Consider the following 20,540-nt stretch of genomic DNA (forward strand, 5'->3'; position numbering starts at 1 on the left):
TGCGCAGCCGGTTAGTTGGACGAAGCCTTGTCCTCGTCCGGCAGGGGGGTGCCGGTCGGGGACTCGTCCGTCGGGACGTCGCCGCGTTCCAGGGCCAGGCCCCGGCGCACGGACGTCAGCAGCAGTTGCGCCACGTCCACGACCTCGACGTGCGAGCCCGCGACGCCCTCGTTCTGCCGGGCGGTCACGCCGTCGGTCAGCATCACGCGGCAGAACGGGCAGCCCGTCGCGATCTTCGACGGCGCGGTGCCCAGCGCCTCGTCGACCCGGTCGAGGTTGATCCGCTTGCCGATCCGCTCCTCCATCCACATGCGGGCGCCACCGGCGCCGCAGCACATGGAGCGCTCCTCGTGGCGCGGCATCTCGCGCAGCGTGGCGCCGGACGCGCCGACCAGCTCGCGCGGCGCCTCGTAGACCTTGTTGTGCCGCCCCAGGTAGCACGGGTCGTGGTAGGTGACGTCCTCCGCGACCTCGGCCACCGGCACCAGCCGCCGCTCGCGCACCAGCCGGTTGAGCAGCTGCGTGTGGTGCACGACCTCGAACTGGCCGCCGACCTGCGGGTACTCGTTGGCCAGCGTGTTGAAGCAGTGCGCGCACGTCACGACGATCTTGCGCTGACCGGCGGGCCGGCCGTCGAACACGGTGTTCAGCACCTCGACGTTCTGCTGCGCCAGCATCTGGAACAGGAACTCGTTGCCCGCGCGCCGCGCCGGGTCGCCGGTGCAGCTCTCCTCCGGGCCCAGCACCGTGTACTTGACGTCCGCGGTGTGCAGCAGCTCGGCCACCGCCCGCGTGGTCTTCTTCGCCCGGTCCTCGAACGCGCCCGCGCAGCCGACCCAGAACAGGTACTCGGCGTCGCCCAGCTCGCCGTCGAACACCGGCACGTCGAAGTCGAGGCCGTCGGCCCACGCCAGGCGGTCCTTGGCGTTCTGGCCCCAGGGGTTGCCCTTGTTCTCCAGGTTCTTGAACATGCCGCCCAGCTCGGACGGGAAGTTCGACTCGATCAGCACCTGGTAGCGGCGCATGTCGACGATGTGGTCGACGTGCTCGATGTCCACCGGGCACTGCTCGACGCACGCGCCGCACGTGGTGCACGACCACAGCACCTCGGGGTCGATCACGCCCAGCTCGTCCGGCCCGCCGACCAGCGGCCGCTCGGACTCGGCCATCGCCAGCACGTCGACGGACTCCAGGCGCTTCTTGTAGTCCTCGTACTTGTCCTCGGTCAGCCCGACCTCGTCACCGGCCATGTCGCGGGAACCGCCGGCCAGCAGGTAGGGGGCCTTGGCGAACGCGTGGTCGCGCAGCTGGGTGATGACGAGCTTCGGCGACAGCGGCTTGCCGGTGTTCCACGCGGGGCACTGGGACTGGCAGCGGCCGCACTCGGTGCAGGTGCTGAAGTCCAGCCAGCCCTTCCAGGAGAAGTCCTCGACCTTGCCGACGCCGAAGACGTCCTTGTCGGGGTCGGCCTCCTCCAGGTCGAGCACCTGGCCGCCGCTCATCATCGGCTTGAGCGCGCCGAGCGCGACGCCGCCGTCGTCCTCGCGCTTGAAGTAGATGTTGAAGAACGCGCTGAACCGGTGCCAGGCGATGCCCATGGTGAGGTTCTTGGCCACCACGATCAGCCAGATCATGCCGGACAGCAGCTTGGTGATCGCCATGATCGAGACCCAGTCGGGGCTCGCGGGCAGGAGGGTCGACAGCGGCGCGGTCACGAACGACGACCACAGCGGCGGGTCCTCCAGGCCGGACGCCTGCTTGAACGCCTTCACGCCGAGGATGCCCAGGCCCTCGATGATCACGACCGCTTCGACGAAGTACGCGGACTTGAAGCTGGAGCCCGCGAACCGGGAGAGCCGGTCGGCGCGGCGCGGGTGGTTGAGCTGGCGGATGACGGCCAGCGCGACGCCGCCGGCCACCGTGCCGATGCCGAGCAGTTCGACCAGCAGCGACCACAGCGACCAGGTGCCGATGACCGGCCAGTGGAAGCCGGGGTAGAAGACCTCGCCGTAGGCCTCGAACAGCACCGCGGAGCCGATCAGGAAGCCCCACATCACCATCCAGTGCCAGGGGGCGACCTTGCGGAACTTGGCCATCCTGGTGTGCGCGGCGAACTCCACGACCAGCGTGCGCAGGCGTGGTCCGAACGGCCCGTTGCGGGTCGCGTCGGGCTGCCCGAGGCGGATGATCCTGATCATCCGCAGCACACCGGCGACGAACAGACCCCAGGCGAACACGCTGACGGCGACGCCGATGGCGCCGAGGGTGAGCTGGAGGGCTCCCATTGTGGTGGTGGCCTTTCTCGTCCGTTCTCCTGGCTGGGCAGCCTACGCCCGATTACTCGCCGGTAACCACTGGGACGTGGTCGATCGCATAGGCCGTAGACTAGTGGAACAAACGTTCAACTTGTTGGGGGCGGACCGTGCTTGTGTACCTCACCTTGGCGGTGGCGATCATCGGTGAGATCACCGCGACCGTGTTCCTGAAGCTGTCCGACGGTTTCAGCAAGCCGCTCCCGTCCGTGGTCGTCATCGTCGGGTACCTGGTCGCGTTCGGCGCGTTGAGCCGGGTGCTGCAGCTGGGCATGCCGATCGGCGTGGCGTACGCGATCTGGTGCGCCTTCGGGATCGCTGCGGTCGCGGGCCTCGGGGTGGTGCTGTTCGGCGAGCCGCTGAACGCCACGATGGTCGTCGGGCTGCTGCTCGTGATCGCCGGCGTGGTGACCATCGAGCTGGGCAGCGGTGCCGCCGCCTGACGGCCGCCGGGCCCGCGGCGACCGGCGCCGGCGGGCCGTCCTGGAGGCGGCGCTGCGGGTGGTGGAGCGCGACGGCGTGGCCGGGGTGAGCCACCGGGCCGTGGCGCGCGAGGCGGGCGTGCCGACGACGTCGACCACCTACTACTTCGCGACGCTGGACGACCTGCTGGTCGCGACGCTCACCTGGTCGGCCGACCGGATGGCGGCGAGCTTCCGCGAGGTGGCGCCGACCCCGGCGTCGGTGGCGCGGTTCATCGCCGACGCCGCCGGACCGCACCGGGGGCGGACGCTCGCCGAGTACGAGCTGTACCTGCTCGCGGCCCGCCGACCGGAGCTGCGCGCGGCCGCGCGCCGGTGGACGTCGCTCGTGGCCGAGGTCGCCGGGCCGCGGGACCCGGTGGCGCTGCGGGTGGTCCTCGCGGCCCTCGACGGGCTGCTGATCCAGGCGCTGATCGCGGATTTCCCCCCAATGGCGGAGGATTTGGAGCCGGTCGTGTCCCTTCTGATGCCCGGCGGATGACCTTCGCGCGGGACACTGGTGGCATGAGGTTCGCCGGTCGGGAGTCGTGGCAGGTGTCGCACGGGAGGAATCGGACGGTCAACGCCGCCCTGTTCCTCCGCGACACGCTCGCGCTCTCGGTCGAGACCGTGCCCGAGCTGCCCGGCCTGGACCCGTCGGTGCCGGTCGTGGTGCCGCCCGGCGTCGACCGCGCGGCGGCGGCCGAGGAGTGGCTGGGCTGGTGGGCCGACGTGCTGGACCACGCCCGCGCCGAACCGGCGAGCTCCCCGCCGGACGACCCGGGCGGGCGGTCGCTGCAGTTCCGGCCCGCGCTGCGGGCGGCGGCGCTGGCGCTCCGCGCCGCGGCGGCGGAGTACGGGCAGCAGCACGTGACGCCGCACAGCGCGCTGCCCATCGGCGAGGTGGTGCGCGGGGTCGAGGGCCGGCTCGGGCGGCACGTGCGGCCGTTCCGCCTGGTGATCACCGAGGTGCCGGTGCGGGGGCTGGTCTGGGAGCGGATGACCGACACCCACGTGATCGCCTCGCAGCGCTTCCTGGCCGACCAGTACCGCTCCGCGCCCGCCCTGCGCGCCGTCGTCGAGTCCCTGGCCTGACCCCGCCGGCCCCTTGGGTAGGGACAACCCCCGTACCGGCTCGGGGGCTTCCCCGGTGGGCCGGTCGGCCCAGCCCCCCTACCGTTGGTCGCGACAACATCAACGCCTGAGGGGGCAGCGGTGGCTAAGCGGATCACGGTGGCGGTGGGGGTGGCGGTCGCCGCGGCGCTGGCGCTCACGTCGTGCGTGCGGCTGGTGCAGAACGGCTTCGACGACCAGCACTCGGTGTCCGAGCGGGTGACCGAGGTCCGGCTGCAGAACGGCTCGGGCGGCGTCACCGTCCGCGGCCGCGAGGGCGCGACCGGGACCGAGGTCCGCCGCCGCGTGCGGTTCCCCAAGAGCGACGACAAGCCCGGCGCGTCGCACCGGGTGGAGGGCTCGACCCTGGTCCTCGCCGACTGCGGCAACAACTGCACGGTCGACTACGAGGTCACCGTCCCCACCAAGGACGTCCGGATCGTCGGTGAGAACGGCTCCGGCGACGTCCGCCTCGAAGGCGTGGCGAGCGTCGAGGTCGAGGTCGGCTCCGGCGACACGACGGTCCTCGACGTGTCCGGCGTGGTCCGCGTCATCAACTCCTCGGGCGACGTGGAGGTGGCCGGCGTGGCGGGCGACTTCACCGGCCGGATCGGCTCCGGCGCCGCCCGGCTGTCCGGCATGCGCGGCGACGTCGTCATCGACAGCAGCTCCGGCGACGTGACCGTGCGGCTCGACGCCGTCAACTCGGTGCGCGCCGACGTGGGCAGCGGCGCCCTCACCGTGGACGTGCCGCAGGGCGCCTACCGGGTCCAGGTCGAGACCGGCAGCGGTGACCGGAACGTCGACGTCGAGGACGACCCGAACGCCGACGCCGAGCTGCTGCTGCACACCAGCAGCGGCGACGTGACCGTCCGCAACGCCTAGGCGAGCACCCTCCGGCCCCGGCCGGCGCCCCTCGTGGGTCGCCGGCCGGGGCCGTCCGGCGTCACCGGCCCGCGAGTGTCCCGGATCACCCCGCGGCGGGAACACCCGAGCGCTCCCGGCCGTTGGACAGGCAGGAAGATTGAGCCGGGTGGACTCAAGTCCGTCGGAGCCGGTTAAACTTGAGCCGGTACCGCTCAACGCGGGGCTCTCACAGACGCACTACCAGGAGGAATCCAATGGCGCGAGCGGTCGGCATCGACCTGGGGACGACCAACTCCGTCGTCGCGGTTCTCGAGGGTGGCGAGCCGACGGTCATCGCCAACTCCGAGGGGTCGCGCACCACCCCGTCCATCGTGGCCTTCGCCAAGAACGGCGAGGTGCTCACCGGTCAGCCCGCCAAGAACCAGGCGGTGACCAACGTCGACCGGACGATCCGGTCCGTCAAGCGCCACATCGGCACGGACTGGCGGACCGACGACGTCGACGGCAAGAAGTACACGCCGCAGGAGATCAGCGCGCGCGTGCTGATGAAGCTCAAGCGCGACGCCGAGGCGTACCTGGGCGAGGAGATCACCGACGCGGTCATCACCGTCCCCGCCTACTTCGAGGACGCCCAGCGCCAGGCCACCAAGGAGGCCGGCCAGATCGCGGGCCTCAACGTGCTGCGCATCGTCAACGAGCCCACCTCCGCCGCCCTGGCCTACGGCCTGGACAAGGGCGACAAGGAGCAGACCATCCTGGTCTTCGACCTCGGTGGCGGCACGTTCGACGTCTCGCTGCTGGAGCTGGCCGAGGGCGTGGTCGAGGTCAAGGCGACCTCCGGTGACAACCACCTCGGCGGCGACGACTGGGACCAGCGCATCGTCGACTGGCTGGTCGAGCGGTTCAAGCAGGGCAACGGCATCGACCTGACCAAGGACAAGATGGCCCTGCAGCGCATCCGCGAGGCGGCGGAGAAGGCCAAGATCGAGCTGTCCAGCTCGAACAACGCCTCCATCAACCTGCCCTACATCACCGTGGACTCGGACAAGAACCCGCTGTTCATGGACGAGACGCTGTCGCGCGCCGAGTTCCAGCGCATCACCAACGACCTGCTGGAGCGCACCCGCTCGCCGTTCAACAACGTGATCAAGGACGCCGGCATCAGCGTCGGCGACATCGACCACGTGGTGCTGGTCGGCGGCTCCACCCGCATGCCCGCGGTGGCCGAGCTGGTCAAGGAGCTGACCGGCGGCCGCGAGCCGAACAAGGGCGTGAACCCGGACGAGGTCGTCGCGGTCGGCGCGGCCCTGCAGGCCGGTGTGCTGAAGGGCGAGGTCAAGGACGTCCTGCTGCTCGACGTCACCCCGCTGTCCCTGGGCATCGAGACCAAGGGCGGCGTGATGACCAAGCTCATCGAGCGGAACACGACGATCCCGACCAAGCGCTCGGAGATCTTCACCACCGCCGACGACAACCAGCCGTCCGTGCAGATCCAGGTCTTCCAGGGCGAGCGCGAGTTCGCCCGGGACAACAAGAAGCTCGGCATGTTCGAGCTGACCGGCCTGCCGCCCGCGCCGCGCGGCGTCCCGCAGATCGAGGTCACCTTCGACATCGACGCGAACGGCATCGTGCACGTGTCCGCGAAGGACATGGGCACGGGCAAGGAGCAGCGGATGACGATCACCGGCGGCTCCGCGCTGCCGAAGGACGACATCGAGCGGATGATCAAGGACGCCGAGGCGCACGCCGAGGAGGACAAGCGCCGCCGCGACGAGGCCGAGGTCCGCAACCAGGCCGAGACGCTGGTCTACCAGACGGAGAAGGTCCTCAAGGAGAACGAGGACAAGATCCCGGCCGAGGTCAAGGAGAAGGTCGGCGCGGCCATCGCCGAGACCACCGAGGCGCTGAAGGGCGAGGACATCGCCCAGATCCGCACCGCGGTGGAGAAGCTGGCCACCGAGTCCCAGGCCATCGGCCAGTCCCTGTACGCCAACGCACCCACGGCCGACGCCGCGGGCGCCCCCGGTGGCGCGCCCACCGGTGACGCGCCCAAGGCCGACGACGTCGTGGACGCGGAGATCGTCGACGAGGACGAGAAGAAGTGACCCAGCACGAGGAACAGCCCCACGTGGTGGTGCGCGACCGCAGGCGCGTCGACGCCGAGACGGGCCAGGTCCGGCCCTCGGACGAGGGCGCCCCGGTCGAGGACCGTGGCGACGTCCGGGTCGAGGACCGGGACGACGCGCCGGTCGAGCCCGAGGTCGTCGCGGGTGCGGAGGGCGGCGGCAAGCACGCCGCCCCCGACCTGCCCGACGAGTCCCACGCCGTGGCCGACGACCCGTCGGTCCAGCTCAAGGCGCAGCTGGAGGAGCGGACCGCCGACCTCCAGCGGTTGACCGCGGAGTACGCCAACTACCGCAAGCGCGTCGAGCGCGACCGGGAACTGGTGATCACCACGGCCAAGGCGCAGGTGGCGGGCGAACTGCTCGGCGTGCTCGACGACATCGAGCGGGCCGGCGCGCACGGCGACCTGACCGGCGCGTTCAAGGCGGTGGCCGACAAGCTGGTCGGCGCGCTGCACGGCACCGGGCTGGAGCCGTTCGGGCACGAGGGCGAGGAGTTCGACCCGTCCGTCCACGAGGCCGTGCAGCACAGCACGTCCCCGGACGTCAGCGGGCCGACCGTCACCGCCGTGCTGCGCCGCGGCTACCGGTACGGCGAGCGCGTGCTGCGGCCCGCGCTGGTCGCGGTGACCGACCACGAGCCGGCGGCCGAGCCGGTCGACCAGGCAGCCGAGAAGCCTGCCGAAGAGCAGCAGGACTGAGAAGGGGGGCGGCGTCCGTTGAGCGCTCGCGACTGGATCGAGAAGGACTTCTACCGCGAGCTGGGCGTCTCCTCCGACGCCTCGGCCGACGAGATCAAGAAGGCGTACCGGAAGTTGGCGCGGGAGCTGCACCCCGACGCCAACCCCGGTGACGCCAAGGCCGAGGCGCGCTTCAAGGCGGTCTCCGAGGCGTACGGGGTGCTCTCCGACGCCTCGAAGCGCAAGCAGTACGACGAGGCCCGCCGCCTCTTCGCCGGGGGCGGCGGGTTCCCGGGCGGGTTCGGCACGGGTGGCGGCGGCGGGTTCGACGTCGGCGACCTGTTCGGCCGCCAGGGCGGGGCGCAGGCCGGCGGCATGGGCGGGCTCGGCGACCTGCTCGGCGGGTTGTTCAACCGCCGCGGCGGCGCGTCGGCGTCCGCGACCAGGCCGCGGCGCGGCGAGGACGTGGAGACCGACGTCCGGATCGACTTCACCGAGGCCGTCAAGGGCGCGACCGTGCCCATGCGGCTGTCCAGCCCGGCGTCCTGCGGCACCTGCGCGGGTTCCGGCGCGCGTCCCGGCACGTCGCCGCGGACGTGCCCGAACTGCGACGGCGCCGGCCTGGTGACCCGCAACCAGGGCGCGTTCGCGTTCTCCGAGCCGTGCGCCGACTGCCGCGGCACCGGGCGGATCGTGGACGACCCGTGCCCGGAGTGCGGCGGCGACGGCGTCAGCACGAGGACCAGGACGCTCACCATCCGCATCCCGCCCGGCGTGGACGACGGCCAGCGGATCAGGCTGGCCGGGCAGGGCGAGCCGGGGCGCAACGGCGGTCCCGCGGGCGACCTGTTCGTGCGCGTGCACGTCAACCCGCACCCGATCTTCGGCCGGACCGGCAACGACCTGACCGTGACCGTTCCGGTGACCTTCCCCGAGCTGGCGCTCGGCACGACGTTGACCGTGCCGACGCTGGAGGGCAAGGTGACGTTGAAGGTGCCCGCGGGCACGGCCGGTGGCCGGGTGCTGCGGGCGAAGGGCAAGGGCATCGCCAAGCGCGACGGCCAGGTCGGCGACCTGCTGATCACGCTGGTCGTGGCGGTGCCGAACAACATGGACGCCGCGGCTCGCGAGGCGTTGGAGCACTACGCGTCGGTGACGGCGGAGCACGACCCGCGCGCCGAGCTCAACGCCCTTTTGGAGAAGAGGTCGGTGTGAGCTTCCCGTTCCCGCCCGGCACCGACGAGGACACCCCGTTCTTCGTCATCTCCGTGGCGGCCCAGTTGTCCGGTCTGCACGCCCAGACGCTGCGCGCCTACGACCGGTTGGGCCTCGTCTCGCCCGGCCGCACGTCCGGCGGCGGGCGGCGGTACTCGATGCGCGACATCGTGCTGCTGCGGGAGGTGCAGCGCCTCTCCCAGGAGGAGGGCGTGAACCTCGCCGGCGTCAAGCGGATCATCGAGCTGGAGAACGAGGTCGGCGCGCTGCGCGCCAGGGTGCAGGAGCTGACCGAGGAGCTGGCGTCCGCGATGGCCGCCGCCGAGCACGCCGCCGCGTCGGTGCACGCATCGTACCGCCGCGACCTGGTGCCGGTGCGGCACGAGACGGCCCTGGTCGTCTGGAAGCCGAGGCGCTGACGCGCCGCGGTCGCACGACCGCGGCGCCACGCCCGGCTCCGGAGCCTGCTCAGTCCAGCGTGAACGGGTCGTACTTGATCCGGTCCAGCGGGGTGCCGGCGACCAGCATCCGCGACACGGTCGCCCGGATCATCGACGGCGAGCCGCAGACCAGCACGTCCCGGTCCTCCCACGCCCCGTAGCGCGTGACCACGTCGGCGAGCGTGCCCTGCTCGACGCCGCGCGCGCCCGGGTCGGACTCCAGCACCGGGACGACGGTCAGCCACGGGTTGGTCATGGCGAACCGCTGCAGGTTGTCCAGGTCGTACAGGTCCTCGCGGGTCCGCCCGCCCAGGAACAGGTGCACCCGAGGGTTCTCGCCCCACTGCGCCATCTCGTCGATGATCGCGTGCATCGGGGCGACACCGGTCCCGCCGGCGACCATCAGCACGTCCCGGCCCGACTTGCGGTCGACGGTGAGCCGGCCCATGGGCGGTCCGAGGCGCCAGACGTCGCCGCGCTGGGTGTGGCCGACGATCGACCGGCTGACCCACCCGCCCTCGACCGAGCGGATGTGGAACTCGATGATGCCGTCCTCGCGCGGCGCGTTGGCGGGCGAGTAGTACCGCCACATCCGGGCCCGCTGGGGCGTCTCGACGCTGACGTACTGCCCCGAGCGGTAGCCGACCGGGTGGTCCGGCTGCAGCCGCACGACCGCCAGGTCCCAGCTCACCCGCTGGTGCTCCAGCACGGTGGCGTGCCAGTAGGCCGGGCCGTCGTCGGCCGCCGCCGCCTCCTGCATCGCCCGGGCCATGATCGTGTACGCCTCGGCCCAGGCCATCTCGACCTTGGGCGTCCACGCGGGCCCGGCGAACTTCTTCACCGCCGCCAGCAGCGCCGTGCCGACGGACTCGTAGTGCGCGTTGACGACGCCGAACTTGCGGTGGTCCCGCCCCAGCTGGCGCAGGAACGGGATCAGGTCGTCGGGGCGGTCCACCATCTGCACGACGTGGACCAGGGCGCGCAGCAGTCGGCTGCGCTGGACCTCCATGTTCGCGGGGAACATCTCACGGGTCGCCGGCGCGAGGCTGAAGAGCATGCCGTAGAAGAACTTCGCGACTTCGTCCTGGCGCGGCTCCACCACCGCGAAGCTCTCCCGGATCATCCGCACCATGGCGGTGACACCAGGAGGAGGTTCGCGGTGTGGTGGGCTCGGGATGGGGCTCAACACGGCGTTCGCAGTCATGGTCCGGGCGCAGTCTCCACGTTTCTGGCGGCGCCAGCAAGGGCGCTACGTCCTCGTCAAGCTTCCATCCCCGACGAGGGGACACTAACCCGCCAACTGGCCGGTCGACTCCTTGATGCCACCTTCGAGTGCAGTGCGATTACGGACGGTCGCGCACAGCTCCCGCGAACGGGTGGACATTCCCCACCACATATACCGAACTCAGGGCCTGTGGCCCACTGCCGGGTGAACATCTCTCACAAGATGTGCGGCACTTCCGGCTCCGGAAGATCATCACGCACCGCCGTCGGACCACCGGGGACGTTCACCCCGGTGGCGGCCGGCCGGGCGGGCTGGTGCGGTGGACCGCAGGGGCCTGTGGATTCCCACCTGCGGATTGTGGACAACTCGGCCGCCGGTGTGGACAACCGGCTGCGACATGTGGGTGACGGGCCTCAGGCCCCGGCGCCCCGCTCCGCCGCGCTGCGCTCGACGCAGAACTCGTTGCCCTCCGGGTCGGCCAGGACGACCCACCCGGTGCCGTCCGGCCGGCGCATGTCGGACACCAGCGCGGCCCCGAGCCCGACCAGCCGCTCGACCTCGGCGTCCCGGGTGGTGTCCGGTCGCAGGTCGAGGTGCACGCGGTTCTTCCCGCTCTTGGCTTCGGGGACCCGGATGAACAGCAGGGCCGGACCGCCGCCGAGGTCGACCAGCACCTCCGGGTCGCCCGGGGAGTCCTCGTCGGTCAGCGGCCGGCCGGTCACCAGGCTCCAGAAGCCGGCGAGCGCGTAGGGGTCCTGGCAGTCGATCGTGATGTGCTGCACGAGAGAGGTCATCGGCAGATCGTGGCGGTGACGGCCGATCGGGTGCACTTGAGTTTTCCCGCCGTGGCCCACGCCACACACTTCGACTAGGTTGAGCGGAACGGACTCAACTTTTCTGACGTTGAGGTGGATGACGGCTGGTGCGCGACGCCCGGCCCCTGCGCACGAACACCCGACCGAGGTGAGGAATGGACGCTTTCAACCCGACCACGAAGACGCAACAGGCCGTCTCCGCCGCCGTGCAGGCCGCGACCATCGCGGGCAACCCCGACGTCGGCCCGGTCCACCTCCTCGGCGCGCTGCTCGCCCAGGGCGACGGCCTGACCGCGCCCCTGCTCTCCGCCGTCGGCGCGGACCCGAAGCAGGTGCACAAGGAGCTGGAGCAGCTGACCAGGGCGCTGCCCGCGGCCAGCGGGTCGTCCGTGTCCGCGCCCCAGTTCTCCCGCGACGCGGTCCGCGTGCTCACCAGGGCGCAGGAGCTCGCCACCGAGATGGGCGACGAGTACGTGTCCACCGAGCACCTGCTGGTCGGCGTGGCCCAGCACGGCGGCCAGGTCGCCGACCTGCTGCGCCGCCACGGCGCGAACCCCGAGGCGCTGAAGGAGGCGTTCGTCCGGGTCCGCGGCTCGGCGCGGGTCACCAGCCCCGACCCGGAGGGCACCTACCAGGCGCTGGAGAAGTACGGCGTCGACCTCACCGAGCGCGCCCGCAAGGGCGAGCTGGACCCGGTCATCGGCCGCAACACCGAGATCCGCCGGGTCGTGCAGGTGCTGTCCCGGCGCACGAAGAACAACCCGGTGCTGATCGGCGAGCCCGGCGTGGGCAAGACCGCGATCGTCGAGGGCCTGGCCCAGCGCATCGTGGCCGGTGACGTGCCCGAGAGCCTGCGCGGCAAGAAGGTCGTCGCGCTCGACCTCGGCGCGATGGTGGCGGGCGCGAAGTACCGCGGCGAGTTCGAGGAGCGGCTGAAGGCCGTGCTGAAGGAGATCACCGACTCCGCGGGCCAGGTCATCACGTTCATCGACGAGCTGCACACGATCGTCGGCGCGGGCGCCACCGGCGAGTCCGCCATGGACGCGGGCAACATGATCAAGCCCATGCTGGCCCGCGGCGAGCTGCGGATGGTCGGCGCGACCACGCTGGACGAGTACCGCGAGCACGTGGAGAAGGACCCGGCCCTGGAGCGCCGCTTCCAGCAGGTCTTCGTCGGCGAGCCGTCGGTCGAGGACACGATCGGCATCCTGCGCGGCCTCAAGGACCGCTACGAGGTGCACCACGGCGTGCGCATCACCGACGCCGCCCTGGTCGCCGCCGCCACCCTGTCCGACCGGTACATCACCGCCCGCTTCCTCCCGGACAAGGCCATCGACCTGGTGGACGAGTCCGCGTCCCGGCTGCGGATGGAGATCGACTCCCGGCCGGTCGAGATCGACGAGGTCGAGCGCGCGGTGCGCCGGCTGGAGATCGAGGAGATGGCGCTGGCCAAGGAGTCGGACGCGGCCTCGGTCGAACGCCTCGCCGCGCTGCGCGCCGAGCTGGCCGAGCAGCGCGAGGACCTGGCCGGGCTGACCGCGCGCTGGCAGAACGAGAAGGGCTCGATCGAGAAGGTCCGCGACCTCAAGGAGCAGCTGGAGCAGCTGCGCGGCGAGTCGGAGCGGGCCGAGCGCGACGGCGACCTGGGCCGGGCCGCCGAGCTGCGGTACGGGCGCATCCCGGCGTTGGAGAAGGAGCTGGAGGAGGCCACCCGCAGCACCCAGGACGCCGCCGTGATGCTGAAGGAGGAGGTCGGGCCGGACGACGTGGCCGACGTGGTCTCCGCGTGGACGGGCATCCCGGCCGGCCGGCTGCTGGAGGGCGAGACGGCCAAGCTGCTGCGCATGGAGGACGAGCTGGCCAAGCGCGTCGTCGGCCAGGGCGAGGCGGTCCGGGTCGTGTCCGACGCGGTGCGGCGCACGCGCGCGGGCGTGGCGGACCCGGACCGGCCGACCGGCTCGTTCCTGTTCCTCGGCCCGACCGGCGTCGGCAAGACCGAGCTGGCCAAGGCGCTGGCCGAGTTCCTGTTCGACGACGAGCGGGCGATGATCCGGATCGACATGAGCGAGTACTCCGAGAAGCACTCGGTGGCCAGGCTCGTCGGCGCGCCCCCCGGCTACGTCGGCTACGACCAGGGCGGCCAGCTCACCGAGTCGGTCCGCCGCCGGCCGTACTCCGTCGTGCTGCTGGACGAGGTCGAGAAGGCCCACCCGGACGTGTTCGACGTGCTGCTCCAGGTGCTGGACGACGGCAGGCTCACCGACGGCCAGGGCCGGACGGTCGACTTCCGCAACACCATCCTGGTGCTGACGTCGAACCTCGGCTCGCACCTCATCGCCGACGCCACCCTGGACGAGCGGCAGCGCGAGGACGCGGTCATGGCCGTGGTCCGCTCGCACTTCAAGCCGGAGTTCCTGAACCGGCTGGACGACGTCGTGGTGTTCCGCTCGCTGGCCACCGAGGAGCTGACGTCGATCGTGGACATCCAGGTCGACCGGCTGGCCAGGCGGCTCGGGCAGCGGCGGCTGGCGCTGGACGTCACGCCGGCGGCGCGCGAGTGGCTGGCGCTGAACGGCTTCGACCCGCTGTACGGCGCCCGGCCGCTGCGCCGGCTCGTGCAGTCGTCCATCGGCGACCAGCTGGCCCGGGAGCTGCTGGCGGGCGAGGTCCGCGACGGCGACACGGTGCGGGTCGACGTCCTGGGCGACAGCTCCGGCCTGGTCGTCGGCCGCTCGGCCTGAGGCCCACCCCCGGCCGGGACGGGCTCGACGACCGTCGGGCCCTTCCCCGACCGGGGGACCCCGCGTCGGGGTGCGACCGTGATCGCCACCCGCTGTGACCAGCGATCCGGGTAACAGCTTGATCCGTTCGCGCGACCCACGCGCCAAGTGATCTTCGTTTGTTCCCCGCCGACCGCTACTCTCGCACCGTGGGCATACCGGCGTGGGTCTGGTTCACCGTCGCCGCGGTCGCGGGCGTCGCGGGGTTCGCCCTGCTCGCGACCGACCGGGCGCAGCGAACCGCGCGTAACCGCGAACGCCGCCGCTGGGCGGCGCTGCGCGGCTGGCAGTTCGAGGAGACCGACCACGTGCTGCCCACCCGCTGGGAGAGCGGCGCGATCGCCTACTACGGCGCCGGCGTCGCCAAGGACGTGGTCGCGGGCTCGACCTTCACCGCGGACGGCCGCCGGCAGGTCTACGTGCTCGACCACGAGACCGGCGGCAAGGTCAACTCGGTGCTGGTCGGCGTGCGCTGCCGGCGGGCGCTGTCCGTGGTCGTCGAGCTGTGGCTGCCGAGCGTGCCGTTCCAGCGCGACCAGATGCCCGACCTGCTCGGCCCGGTCGGCTCGCGGTACGCGTTCGTCAGCGAGCTGCCCGCCGCGCGCAAGCTCATCACCCCCGACCTGGTCGACGCCGCCGAGGAGATCGGCGCGGACGTCACCGTGGTCTGGCTGGAGGACGACTGGGTGCTGGCCGCCGCGCCGCCGAACTCGTCACCCGCCCGGCTGGAGCGGCTGCTGCGCGACCTCGGCGAGCTGGCCGACGTGATCGACCCGTTCGAGGCCGACCCCGAGGCCGACGCCGGTGGCGAGGTCCACCGCCCGCAGTTCGGGCGCAAGCCGTGACGCCGCCGACCGCCCTGGTCACCGGCGCGTCGTCGGGCATCGGGGCCGCGTTCGCCCGCCGGCTCGCCGCCGAGGGCCACGACCTGGTGCTGGTCGCCCGGGACGAGCGGCGGCTGGAGGAGACCGCGGCCAAGCTGCGGGCCGCGCACGGCATCGCCGCCGAGGTGCTGCCCGCCGACCTGGCCACCGACGCCGGTCGGTCGCTGGTGGCCGACCTGCTGGCCGAGCGCGAGGTGGACCTGCTGGTCAACAACGCGGGCTTCGCCATCTCCGCGGAGTTCATGGCCGCCGACCCGCTCGAACTGCGGTCCCAGCTGGACGTGAACGTGACGAGCGTGCTGCGGCTGACCCGCGCGGTGCTGCCCGGCATGGTGGCGCGCGGTCGCGGCGCGGTGGTCAACGTGTCCAGCGTGGCGGGCTTCCTGCCCGGCCGCGGCACCACCTACAGCGCCGACAAGGCGTGGGTGACGGCGTTCTCCGAGGGCATGGCGATGGCCACGGAGGGCACCGGCGTGCGGGTGCTGGCGCTGTGCCCCGGTTTCGTGCGCACCGAGTTCCACCAGCGGGCGCGGATCGACATGTCGAAGACGCCCGACCTGCTCTACCTCGACGCCGACCGGGTGGTGCACGACTGCCTGGCCGACCTGCGCGCGGGCAAGGCGCTGTCCGTCCCGGGCGCGCAGTACAAGGCCATCACGCTGCTCGCGCGCCTGGTCCCGCGGGCCCTGGTGCGGCGGATCGCCTCCCGCGCGGCGGGCGGGCGGGGGCGCACCTAACTCCCGGGAACCCGGACCCCGTCCGGTCCGTCCCACTCCACTAGTTGGAACAGGGAGGGACCGCCCATGGGCGAGCAGTTCAGAGTGGAGCCGCCGGAGCTCCGCGGGTACGGGGAGTTGCTGACGCGCAACGCGCAGCACTTCATGACGATCAAGGAACACGCGGTTGCCAAGGGCGGCGACACCTCCGGTTTCACCGGTCTGCTCTCGCTGCTGCAGCCCGTCGTCACCGGCGTGGCGTCGCTGTACGGCGAAACCCTCGACTTCGCCAACCAGATGATGGTCAAGGAGGCCGAGGCGCTGAACAAGACCGCGGACCTCTACGAGCAGGGCGAGGAGCTGGTGCTGACCCTCCTCGACCAGGTGCTGTCGCAGCTGCACGCGGTCGCCGAGGCGCCGTCGCTCGGGGGTGGCGGGCGGTGACCGCCTACGCGGACGTCGAGGACCCGTCGGTCGCGCTCGGCGCGGCGGCGGAGGACCGGCCCGGCCGGCAGTCGACCAGGGAGCTGATCGAGAAGGCCGGCTGGAAGATCCAGGGCGTCAACTGGATCTACGAGAAGGTCACCGGCGAGAACCTGGTCGAAGCGCTGATCAACCCCCTGCTCGGCGACTTCGAGAAGATCGACGAGAACGCCAACGCGTGGGACCGGGTGGCCAAGGCGCTGGACTCGGTGCGGCACAACGTCGACGCGGGCGCCGAGCAGCTGTCGTCGCACTGGGACGGTGACGCGGCCAAGGCGTTCGAGACGCGCATGGGCACCATGTGGGTGATCGCCATCGAGGCGGACTCGCAGGTCGCGCGGATCATCGGCAACCAGTTCCGGTCGACGGCGAGCACCTGCCGCACCGCGTGCGGGCTGGCGCTGACGCTGCTGGACATGCTGGTCGGCAAGCTGATGGAAGCCGCGATGACGGCGTGGATCCCGGTCGTCGGCTGGGGCCGCGCGGTGTGGATGGTCTACGACGCGATCCAGATCGTGGACGCCATCCGCAAGATCATCATCGCCATCCAGACGCTGATCGAGGGCGTCCAGGGCATGGTCGACGGCATCGTCGCGATGGGCACCGCGCTGGCCAAGCTCAAGGACGTGCGCGACGTCAGCGACCTGCTGGACGTGGTCGACGGGTACCAGGACGGCCGGGAGAAGTTCGACAACGGCCTGGCGGCGGCGAAGTCCGGCGCGATCGGCGTCGGCCTCGGCGCGTACGGCCTGGGCAAGGCGGGGCACGCGGCGCACGGCCGCTACAACCAGCCGCCGCCGGCGACACCCGCACCCGCCCCGGCCGCCGCGGGCTCCGGTTCGGGCTCCGGCTCCGGTGCGGGTTCCGGCGGGGGTGGCGGGGAATGACGTTCCCGTACGACAAGGCGCGGCTGGACGCGCTGGTCGCCGACGTCGAGCAGCGCGTGGCGGCCGTCGACCGGACGGCGCGCGAGGCGAGCCGGGTGCAACTGCGCTCGCGCGGGCTGTCGCAGGCCGACTTCGCCGAGATCTCCCGGTTCGCCAACAGCCCCGGCGCGCCGCGCGAGCTGAAGGAGCTCGCGCGGCGGGTCGACGCGGGCGAGATGTCCTGGGAGGACGTCGCGTCCGGGCGGGCGGTGGACGACGAGGGCGTGCAGGCGGCGCTGCGGACCGGTGTGCCGGACCTGCAGCGCGCGTACACGGCGATCCAGGAGGGCAACGACCCCGAGGACGTCGTCTCGGCGGGCTCGCCCCGGCCGGGCGGCCGGCGCGGCGATGACGACGACGAGCCGGGCAGGTTCACCGAGGACGCCTGGTAGGCGTGGTCGCCGGGCGCGGGGACGTCCCCGCGCCCGGTCCCGCGCTCAGGTCAGCGTGGGGAAGTCGAACGACCCGCCGCCGGTGTGGTTCGTCCCGACACCGCGCACCACGTCGTAGGCCACCGCGGCGGCGATCGCCAGCGAGCGGACCGGCTCCGGCGTGCCCGGCCGCAGGGTCAGCACGTCCCGCCGCACCCGCCGGCCGTCCCGCTTGGCGAGGGCGCCCGGGCTGAACGACGCCACCTCGTGCAGCAGGCACAGCCGCTGCCCGGCCGGGTCGAGCAGGCCGTACGCGCCGTGCCCCTCGTGCCGCACCGACCCGATCGCCCCGCCGTCCGGCCGGGTCACCAGGGTCGGCGGCTTGCCGGCGCCCTTGCGGATCAGCAGCACCTGCTGCCCGCGGCTCGTCAGCGCCAGGTCGAACCTGGTGCGCCCGGCGAACGCCGTGACCCGCAGCAGCTTCCGCAGCGGCCCGACGAACCCCCGTTCGGCGACCGACGCGACCAGCGCGCCGTGCCCGTCGTGGACGTCGTTCCGGTACGCGGTGCCCAGCAGGTGGCGCAGCGCGCCCCAGGGCTGCTCGATGATCAGCGTGTCGACGCCGGGGAGGGTCACGGTGTGCCAGCGTACGGCGCGGTATGACACTCTTGGGACCCGTGCGAACTGATGTGGTCCTGGACGCCGCGGCGAAGGCCGAGCTGGCGCGGTTGGTGAGCGAGTTGGCCGTGGTGCACGGCAAGGTGACGCTGTCCTCGGGCGCCGAGGCCGACTACTACATCGACCTGCGGCGGGCGACCCTGCACCACGCCGCCGCCCCGCTGATCGGCCGGTTGCTGCGGCAGCTCACCGCCGACTGGGGCTACGTCGCCGCGGGCGGCCTCACGCTGGGCGCGGACCCGGTGGCGTGCGCGATGATGCACGCCGCGGCGGGCGCGGGCGAGGTGCTGGACGCGTTCGTGGTGCGCAAGGCGGCCAAGCAGCACGGCATGCAGCGCCGGATCGAGGGCATCGAGGTCGCCGGGCAGCGGGTGCTCGCGGTCGAGGACACCTCCACCACCGGCGGCAGCGTGCTGACCGCGGTCGAGGCGCTGCGCGAGGCGGGCGCGACGGTCGTCGGCGTCGCGACGGTCGTGGACCGGGGCACGGGCGCGCGCGAGGTGATCGAGGAGGCCGGGCTGCCGTACCGGCACCTGCTGGACCTCGCCGACCTGGGCCTGGCCTGACGTGGTCTCGCTGGTCCTGCTGGTGGTGATCGTGGCGATCCTCGGTGTCGGGGTCGCCGTGGGGTTGTCGCGCCGGAAGCGGAACCCGTTCGCGAACCAGGCGTTCGTGAGCCAGTGGGAGCAGCGGATGCGGGCCCTGGAGGCCGCGCTCGGCTGGCGGTTCGTCGCCGAGGACCAGGGCTTCCAGGAGCGGGTGCCGCAGGTCGGCCGGATGCTGGAGGCCGACCGGAGCCGGGTGAAGTTCCAGCTCGTCGGCCACTGGCGCGGCGTGCCCGTGCTGGCGGTCGAGGTGGTGTTCCGGGCGGACAACGTGGTCACGTCCGAGTACCGCACCTACACCGTCGTGGTCGTGCCGCGCCCGATGCCGGGGCCGTGGGTGCTGATCAGCCCGCGCAACGACTCGGTGTGGGGCCTGTTCGAGCAGTTCGCGGAGACCGGCGACCCGGTGTTCGACGGCCGCTACGAGGTGCGCCGGCGCAACCCGGCGTTCGCCTCGGCGCTGCTCGGCTCGGGTCTGGCGCAGGCGTTGCTGCAGGACCCGCGGGCGGCCGGGGTCGCGATCGCGTTCGACGAGCACAACCTCGCCGCCGCCGTGCCCGGCCCGCTGCTGCAGGCGCCGCTGGCGCACTTGGCCGACCTGCTGCTGGACGTGGCGGGCCGGGTGCCCTGGCAGTCCCTGCCCAGGGGCTGATATTCGCCGCGCACTTGATCGCCGGGCGGCCTACTCTGGGGTACCAGGGAGGTCGCTATGGTCGCGCGCGCTTTGGCGGAGCTCGTCATGGTGGTGCACTACGCCGTCCTGGTCTTCCTGCTGGTCGGCGGTTTCCTGGCCTGGCGGTGGCCGCGGGTGCTGTACTTCCACCTGGCGATGGCCACCTGGGGCCTGCTGGTCGTGCTGTTCCCGATCTCCTGCCCGCTGACCTGGCTGGAGAACGAGTTCCGCGCCGCCGCCGGTCAACCGCGGATGACGACCGGCTTCATCGACACCCACATCGACGGCGTGCTGTACCCGGACTCGGCGGCCGGGCTGGTGCAGGTGCTGGTGGCGGTCGTGGTGGTCGGCTCGTGGACCGGCTACTACCTCAGGCGGCGGTCCGAGCCGGCCGGCGCCGAGGCCTGCCGCTGACGTCGCCGCGACTACGATCGCCCGGTCTGCTGACACCGGGAGCGACGTGGTCGGGCGAGTGGTCCTCGAAGGTTTTCACGCGGTCAAGCACGCGGTCCGGTTCGGGGCCGCGGTCGGCCGGGTGGTGGTGCTCGACCGGGGCAAGGCGGTCGCGCTGGCCCGGTCGCACGCGCCGGACCTGGTCGGGGTGTTCGAGGAGCGGGCCGAGGTGGTGGCGCCCGCGGAGTTCGAGCGGGTCGTGGGGCGGTCGCACCCGACCGGCGTCGGCGGGCTGGCCGAACGGCCCGCGGCGGCGCCCTCGGCGGTGGCGGCTGCGCGCACCTCGCCGCTCGTGCTGCTGGACAACCCGCGCAACCCGGGCAACCTCGGCGCGGTGATCCGGGTGGCCGCCGGGCTGGGCGCGAGCGGCGTGGTGTCGCTCGGCGACGTGGACCCGTGGCACCCGACCGTGCTGCGCGGCAGCGCGGGGCTGCACTTCGCGGTGCCGGTCGCGCGGCTGGCCGGCGCCGGCGAGGTCGAGGGCCCGGTGGTCGCGTTCGACGCGGGCGGCGCGGACCTGCGGGACGTGCGGATCGCCGACGACGCCGTGCTGGCGTTCGGCTCGGAGCGGCACGGGCTGTCGGCCGAGGTGCGGGCGCGGGCCGACCTGGTCGTCTCGCTGCCGATGCGACCGCTGGTCTCCAGCTACAACCTGACCACCAGCGTCGCCATGGGCCTGTACCACTGGGAACTGCTCCGCCGCGCTTCTTGAACGGTTCA

At 72.4% G+C, this 20,540-nt stretch carries 22 protein-coding genes; 18 read left to right on the forward strand and 4 right to left on the reverse strand.

All coding sequences use genetic code 11. The features are described from left to right. Window positions 1-11: 11 nt before the first annotated feature. Window positions 12-2,285 carry a (Fe-S)-binding protein gene (locus tag AB0F89_RS08065; RefSeq protein ID WP_367134111.1) on the reverse strand — a complete coding sequence of 758 codons (2,274 nt, stop codon included), beginning with the start codon at window positions 2,283-2,285 and terminating at the stop codon, window positions 12-14. A gap of 137 nt (window positions 2,286-2,422) precedes the next feature. Here AB0F89_RS08065 and AB0F89_RS08070 point away from each other — a divergent pair, with 137 nt between their 5' ends. The 8 genes from AB0F89_RS08070 to AB0F89_RS08105 all read left to right on the forward strand — a co-directional run bounded on the left by AB0F89_RS08070 (window position 2,423) and on the right by AB0F89_RS08105 (window position 9,190). Continuing rightward, window positions 2,423-2,755 carry a multidrug efflux SMR transporter gene (locus AB0F89_RS08070; RefSeq protein WP_367134113.1) on the forward strand — a complete coding sequence of 111 codons (333 nt, stop codon included), beginning with the start codon at window positions 2,423-2,425 and terminating at the stop codon, window positions 2,753-2,755. Further along, entirely contained in the window at window positions 2,742-3,275 is a 534-nt protein-coding gene (locus AB0F89_RS08075) for a TetR/AcrR family transcriptional regulator (RefSeq protein WP_367134115.1), read from the forward strand. Before AB0F89_RS08070 ends, AB0F89_RS08075 begins: the two co-directional genes overlap by 14 nt. Window positions 3,276-3,298: 23 nt before the next feature. Beyond that, window positions 3,299-3,868 (forward strand): hypothetical protein, encoded by a 570-nt coding sequence (locus tag AB0F89_RS08080; protein WP_367134117.1) that lies wholly within the window; start codon window positions 3,299-3,301, stop codon window positions 3,866-3,868. 120 nt (window positions 3,869-3,988) lie between these two features. Then, on the forward strand, window positions 3,989-4,771 hold the full coding sequence (locus AB0F89_RS08085; protein ID WP_367134119.1) for a DUF4097 family beta strand repeat-containing protein: 783 nt from the start codon (window positions 3,989-3,991) through the stop codon (window positions 4,769-4,771). A 236-nt stretch (window positions 4,772-5,007) separates the two neighbouring features. Beyond that, window positions 5,008-6,858 carry a molecular chaperone DnaK gene (dnaK, locus tag AB0F89_RS08090; RefSeq protein WP_367134121.1) on the forward strand — a complete coding sequence of 617 codons (1,851 nt, stop codon included), beginning with the start codon at window positions 5,008-5,010 and terminating at the stop codon, window positions 6,856-6,858. Then, window positions 6,855-7,577 (forward strand): nucleotide exchange factor GrpE, encoded by a 723-nt coding sequence (grpE, locus tag AB0F89_RS08095; RefSeq protein WP_367134123.1) that lies wholly within the window; start codon window positions 6,855-6,857, stop codon window positions 7,575-7,577. The genes dnaK and grpE overlap by 4 nt, the downstream gene beginning before the upstream one ends. A gap of 18 nt (window positions 7,578-7,595) precedes the next feature. Continuing rightward, window positions 7,596-8,771 (forward strand): molecular chaperone DnaJ, encoded by a 1,176-nt coding sequence (gene dnaJ / locus AB0F89_RS08100; protein ID WP_367134125.1) that lies wholly within the window; start codon window positions 7,596-7,598, stop codon window positions 8,769-8,771. Then, the gene (locus AB0F89_RS08105) at window positions 8,768-9,190 is read left to right on the forward strand and encodes a helix-turn-helix transcriptional regulator (RefSeq protein ID WP_367134128.1); all 423 of its coding nucleotides are present in this window, start codon (window positions 8,768-8,770) and stop codon (window positions 9,188-9,190) included. The genes dnaJ and AB0F89_RS08105 overlap by 4 nt, the downstream gene beginning before the upstream one ends. 49 nt (window positions 9,191-9,239) lie before the next feature. Here the strand turns inward: AB0F89_RS08105 and AB0F89_RS08110 are convergent, their stop codons facing one another. Both AB0F89_RS08110 and AB0F89_RS08115 read right to left on the reverse strand, forming a co-directional pair. Then, entirely contained in the window at window positions 9,240-10,343 is a 1,104-nt protein-coding gene (locus AB0F89_RS08110) for an FAD-binding oxidoreductase (protein ID WP_367134130.1), read from the reverse strand. Window positions 10,344-10,849: 506 nt separating this feature from the next. Continuing rightward, window positions 10,850-11,230, reverse strand: coding sequence for a VOC family protein (locus AB0F89_RS08115; RefSeq protein ID WP_367134132.1), 381 nt, complete (start codon window positions 11,228-11,230; stop codon window positions 10,850-10,852). 176 nt (window positions 11,231-11,406) lie between these two features. Here AB0F89_RS08115 and clpB point away from each other — a divergent pair, with 176 nt between their 5' ends. The 6 genes from clpB (at window position 11,407) to AB0F89_RS08145 (ending at window position 17,432) form a co-directional block, all read left to right on the forward strand. Then, the gene (gene clpB / locus AB0F89_RS08120; RefSeq protein ID WP_367134134.1) at window positions 11,407-13,992 is read left to right on the forward strand and encodes an ATP-dependent chaperone ClpB; all 2,586 of its coding nucleotides are present in this window, start codon (window positions 11,407-11,409) and stop codon (window positions 13,990-13,992) included. Between the two features lie 188 nt (window positions 13,993-14,180). Further along, the gene (locus AB0F89_RS08125) at window positions 14,181-14,876 is read left to right on the forward strand and encodes a hypothetical protein (protein ID WP_367134136.1); all 696 of its coding nucleotides are present in this window, start codon (window positions 14,181-14,183) and stop codon (window positions 14,874-14,876) included. Next, a complete protein-coding gene (locus tag AB0F89_RS08130; RefSeq protein WP_367134138.1) occupies window positions 14,873-15,652 on the forward strand; it encodes an SDR family NAD(P)-dependent oxidoreductase in 780 nt (259 codons plus the stop codon). Before AB0F89_RS08125 ends, AB0F89_RS08130 begins: the two co-directional genes overlap by 4 nt. Window positions 15,653-15,718: 66 nt before the next feature. Then, window positions 15,719-16,075: a hypothetical protein gene (locus AB0F89_RS08135; protein ID WP_367134140.1), complete on the forward strand. Its 357-nt coding sequence runs from the start codon at window positions 15,719-15,721 to the stop codon at window positions 16,073-16,075. Beyond that, window positions 16,072-17,001 (forward strand): WXG100 family type VII secretion target, encoded by a 930-nt coding sequence (locus tag AB0F89_RS08140; protein WP_367134142.1) that lies wholly within the window; start codon window positions 16,072-16,074, stop codon window positions 16,999-17,001. Before AB0F89_RS08135 ends, AB0F89_RS08140 begins: the two co-directional genes overlap by 4 nt. Further along, complete coding sequence (locus AB0F89_RS08145; RefSeq protein ID WP_367134144.1) at window positions 16,998-17,432, forward strand: hypothetical protein; 435 nt, start codon at window positions 16,998-17,000, stop codon at window positions 17,430-17,432. The genes AB0F89_RS08140 and AB0F89_RS08145 overlap by 4 nt, the downstream gene beginning before the upstream one ends. 45 nt (window positions 17,433-17,477) lie before the next feature. Here AB0F89_RS08145 and AB0F89_RS08150 read toward each other — a convergent pair whose 3' ends face one another. After that, entirely contained in the window at window positions 17,478-18,047 is a 570-nt protein-coding gene (locus AB0F89_RS08150; protein WP_367134146.1) for a hypothetical protein, read from the reverse strand. Window positions 18,048-18,100: 53 nt separating this feature from the next. Between AB0F89_RS08150 and pyrE the strand changes: the two genes are divergently transcribed. The 4 genes from pyrE to AB0F89_RS08170 are packed head-to-tail and all read left to right on the forward strand — an operon-like array spanning window position 18,101 to window position 20,532. Further along, window positions 18,101-18,655 (forward strand): orotate phosphoribosyltransferase, encoded by a 555-nt coding sequence (gene pyrE, locus AB0F89_RS08155; protein WP_367138778.1) that lies wholly within the window; start codon window positions 18,101-18,103, stop codon window positions 18,653-18,655. A gap of 1 nt (window position 18,656) precedes the next feature. Next, the gene (locus tag AB0F89_RS08160) at window positions 18,657-19,346 is read left to right on the forward strand and encodes a hypothetical protein (RefSeq protein WP_367134148.1); all 690 of its coding nucleotides are present in this window, start codon (window positions 18,657-18,659) and stop codon (window positions 19,344-19,346) included. 57 nt (window positions 19,347-19,403) lie between these two features. After that, complete coding sequence (locus AB0F89_RS08165) at window positions 19,404-19,781, forward strand: DUF2784 domain-containing protein (RefSeq protein WP_367134149.1); 378 nt, start codon at window positions 19,404-19,406, stop codon at window positions 19,779-19,781. Between the two features lie 46 nt (window positions 19,782-19,827). Further along, window positions 19,828-20,532, forward strand: coding sequence for a TrmH family RNA methyltransferase (locus AB0F89_RS08170; protein ID WP_367134151.1), 705 nt, complete (start codon window positions 19,828-19,830; stop codon window positions 20,530-20,532). Window positions 20,533-20,540: the final 8 nt, after the last annotated feature.

Origin of the sequence: Saccharothrix sp. HUAS TT1, from assembly GCF_040744945.1 — a bacterium.
Lineage (GTDB): Bacteria > Actinomycetota > Actinomycetes > Mycobacteriales > Pseudonocardiaceae > Actinosynnema.

What these genes read in the sequence shown, in the direction of transcription:
- AB0F89_RS08065 (WP_367134111.1), bottom strand. Translation starts at nt 2,285, where the DNA reads ATGGGAGCCCTCCAGCTCACCCTCGGCGCCATCGGCGTCGCCGTCAGC.
- AB0F89_RS08080 (WP_367134117.1), top strand. Translation starts at nt 3,299, where the DNA reads ATGAGGTTCGCCGGTCGGGAGTCGTGGCAGGTGTCGCACGGGAGGAAT.
- dnaK (WP_367134121.1), top strand. Translation starts at nt 5,008, where the DNA reads ATGGCGCGAGCGGTCGGCATCGACCTGGGGACGACCAACTCCGTCGTC.
- AB0F89_RS08110 (WP_367134130.1), bottom strand. Translation starts at nt 10,343, where the DNA reads ATGGTGCGGATGATCCGGGAGAGCTTCGCGGTGGTGGAGCCGCGCCAG.
- AB0F89_RS08115 (WP_367134132.1), bottom strand. Translation starts at nt 11,230, where the DNA reads ATGACCTCTCTCGTGCAGCACATCACGATCGACTGCCAGGACCCCTAC.
- clpB (WP_367134134.1), top strand. Translation starts at nt 11,407, where the DNA reads ATGGACGCTTTCAACCCGACCACGAAGACGCAACAGGCCGTCTCCGCC.
- AB0F89_RS08135 (WP_367134140.1), top strand. Translation starts at nt 15,719, where the DNA reads ATGGGCGAGCAGTTCAGAGTGGAGCCGCCGGAGCTCCGCGGGTACGGG.
- AB0F89_RS08145 (WP_367134144.1), top strand. Translation starts at nt 16,998, where the DNA reads ATGACGTTCCCGTACGACAAGGCGCGGCTGGACGCGCTGGTCGCCGAC.
- AB0F89_RS08165 (WP_367134149.1), top strand. Translation starts at nt 19,404, where the DNA reads ATGGTCGCGCGCGCTTTGGCGGAGCTCGTCATGGTGGTGCACTACGCC.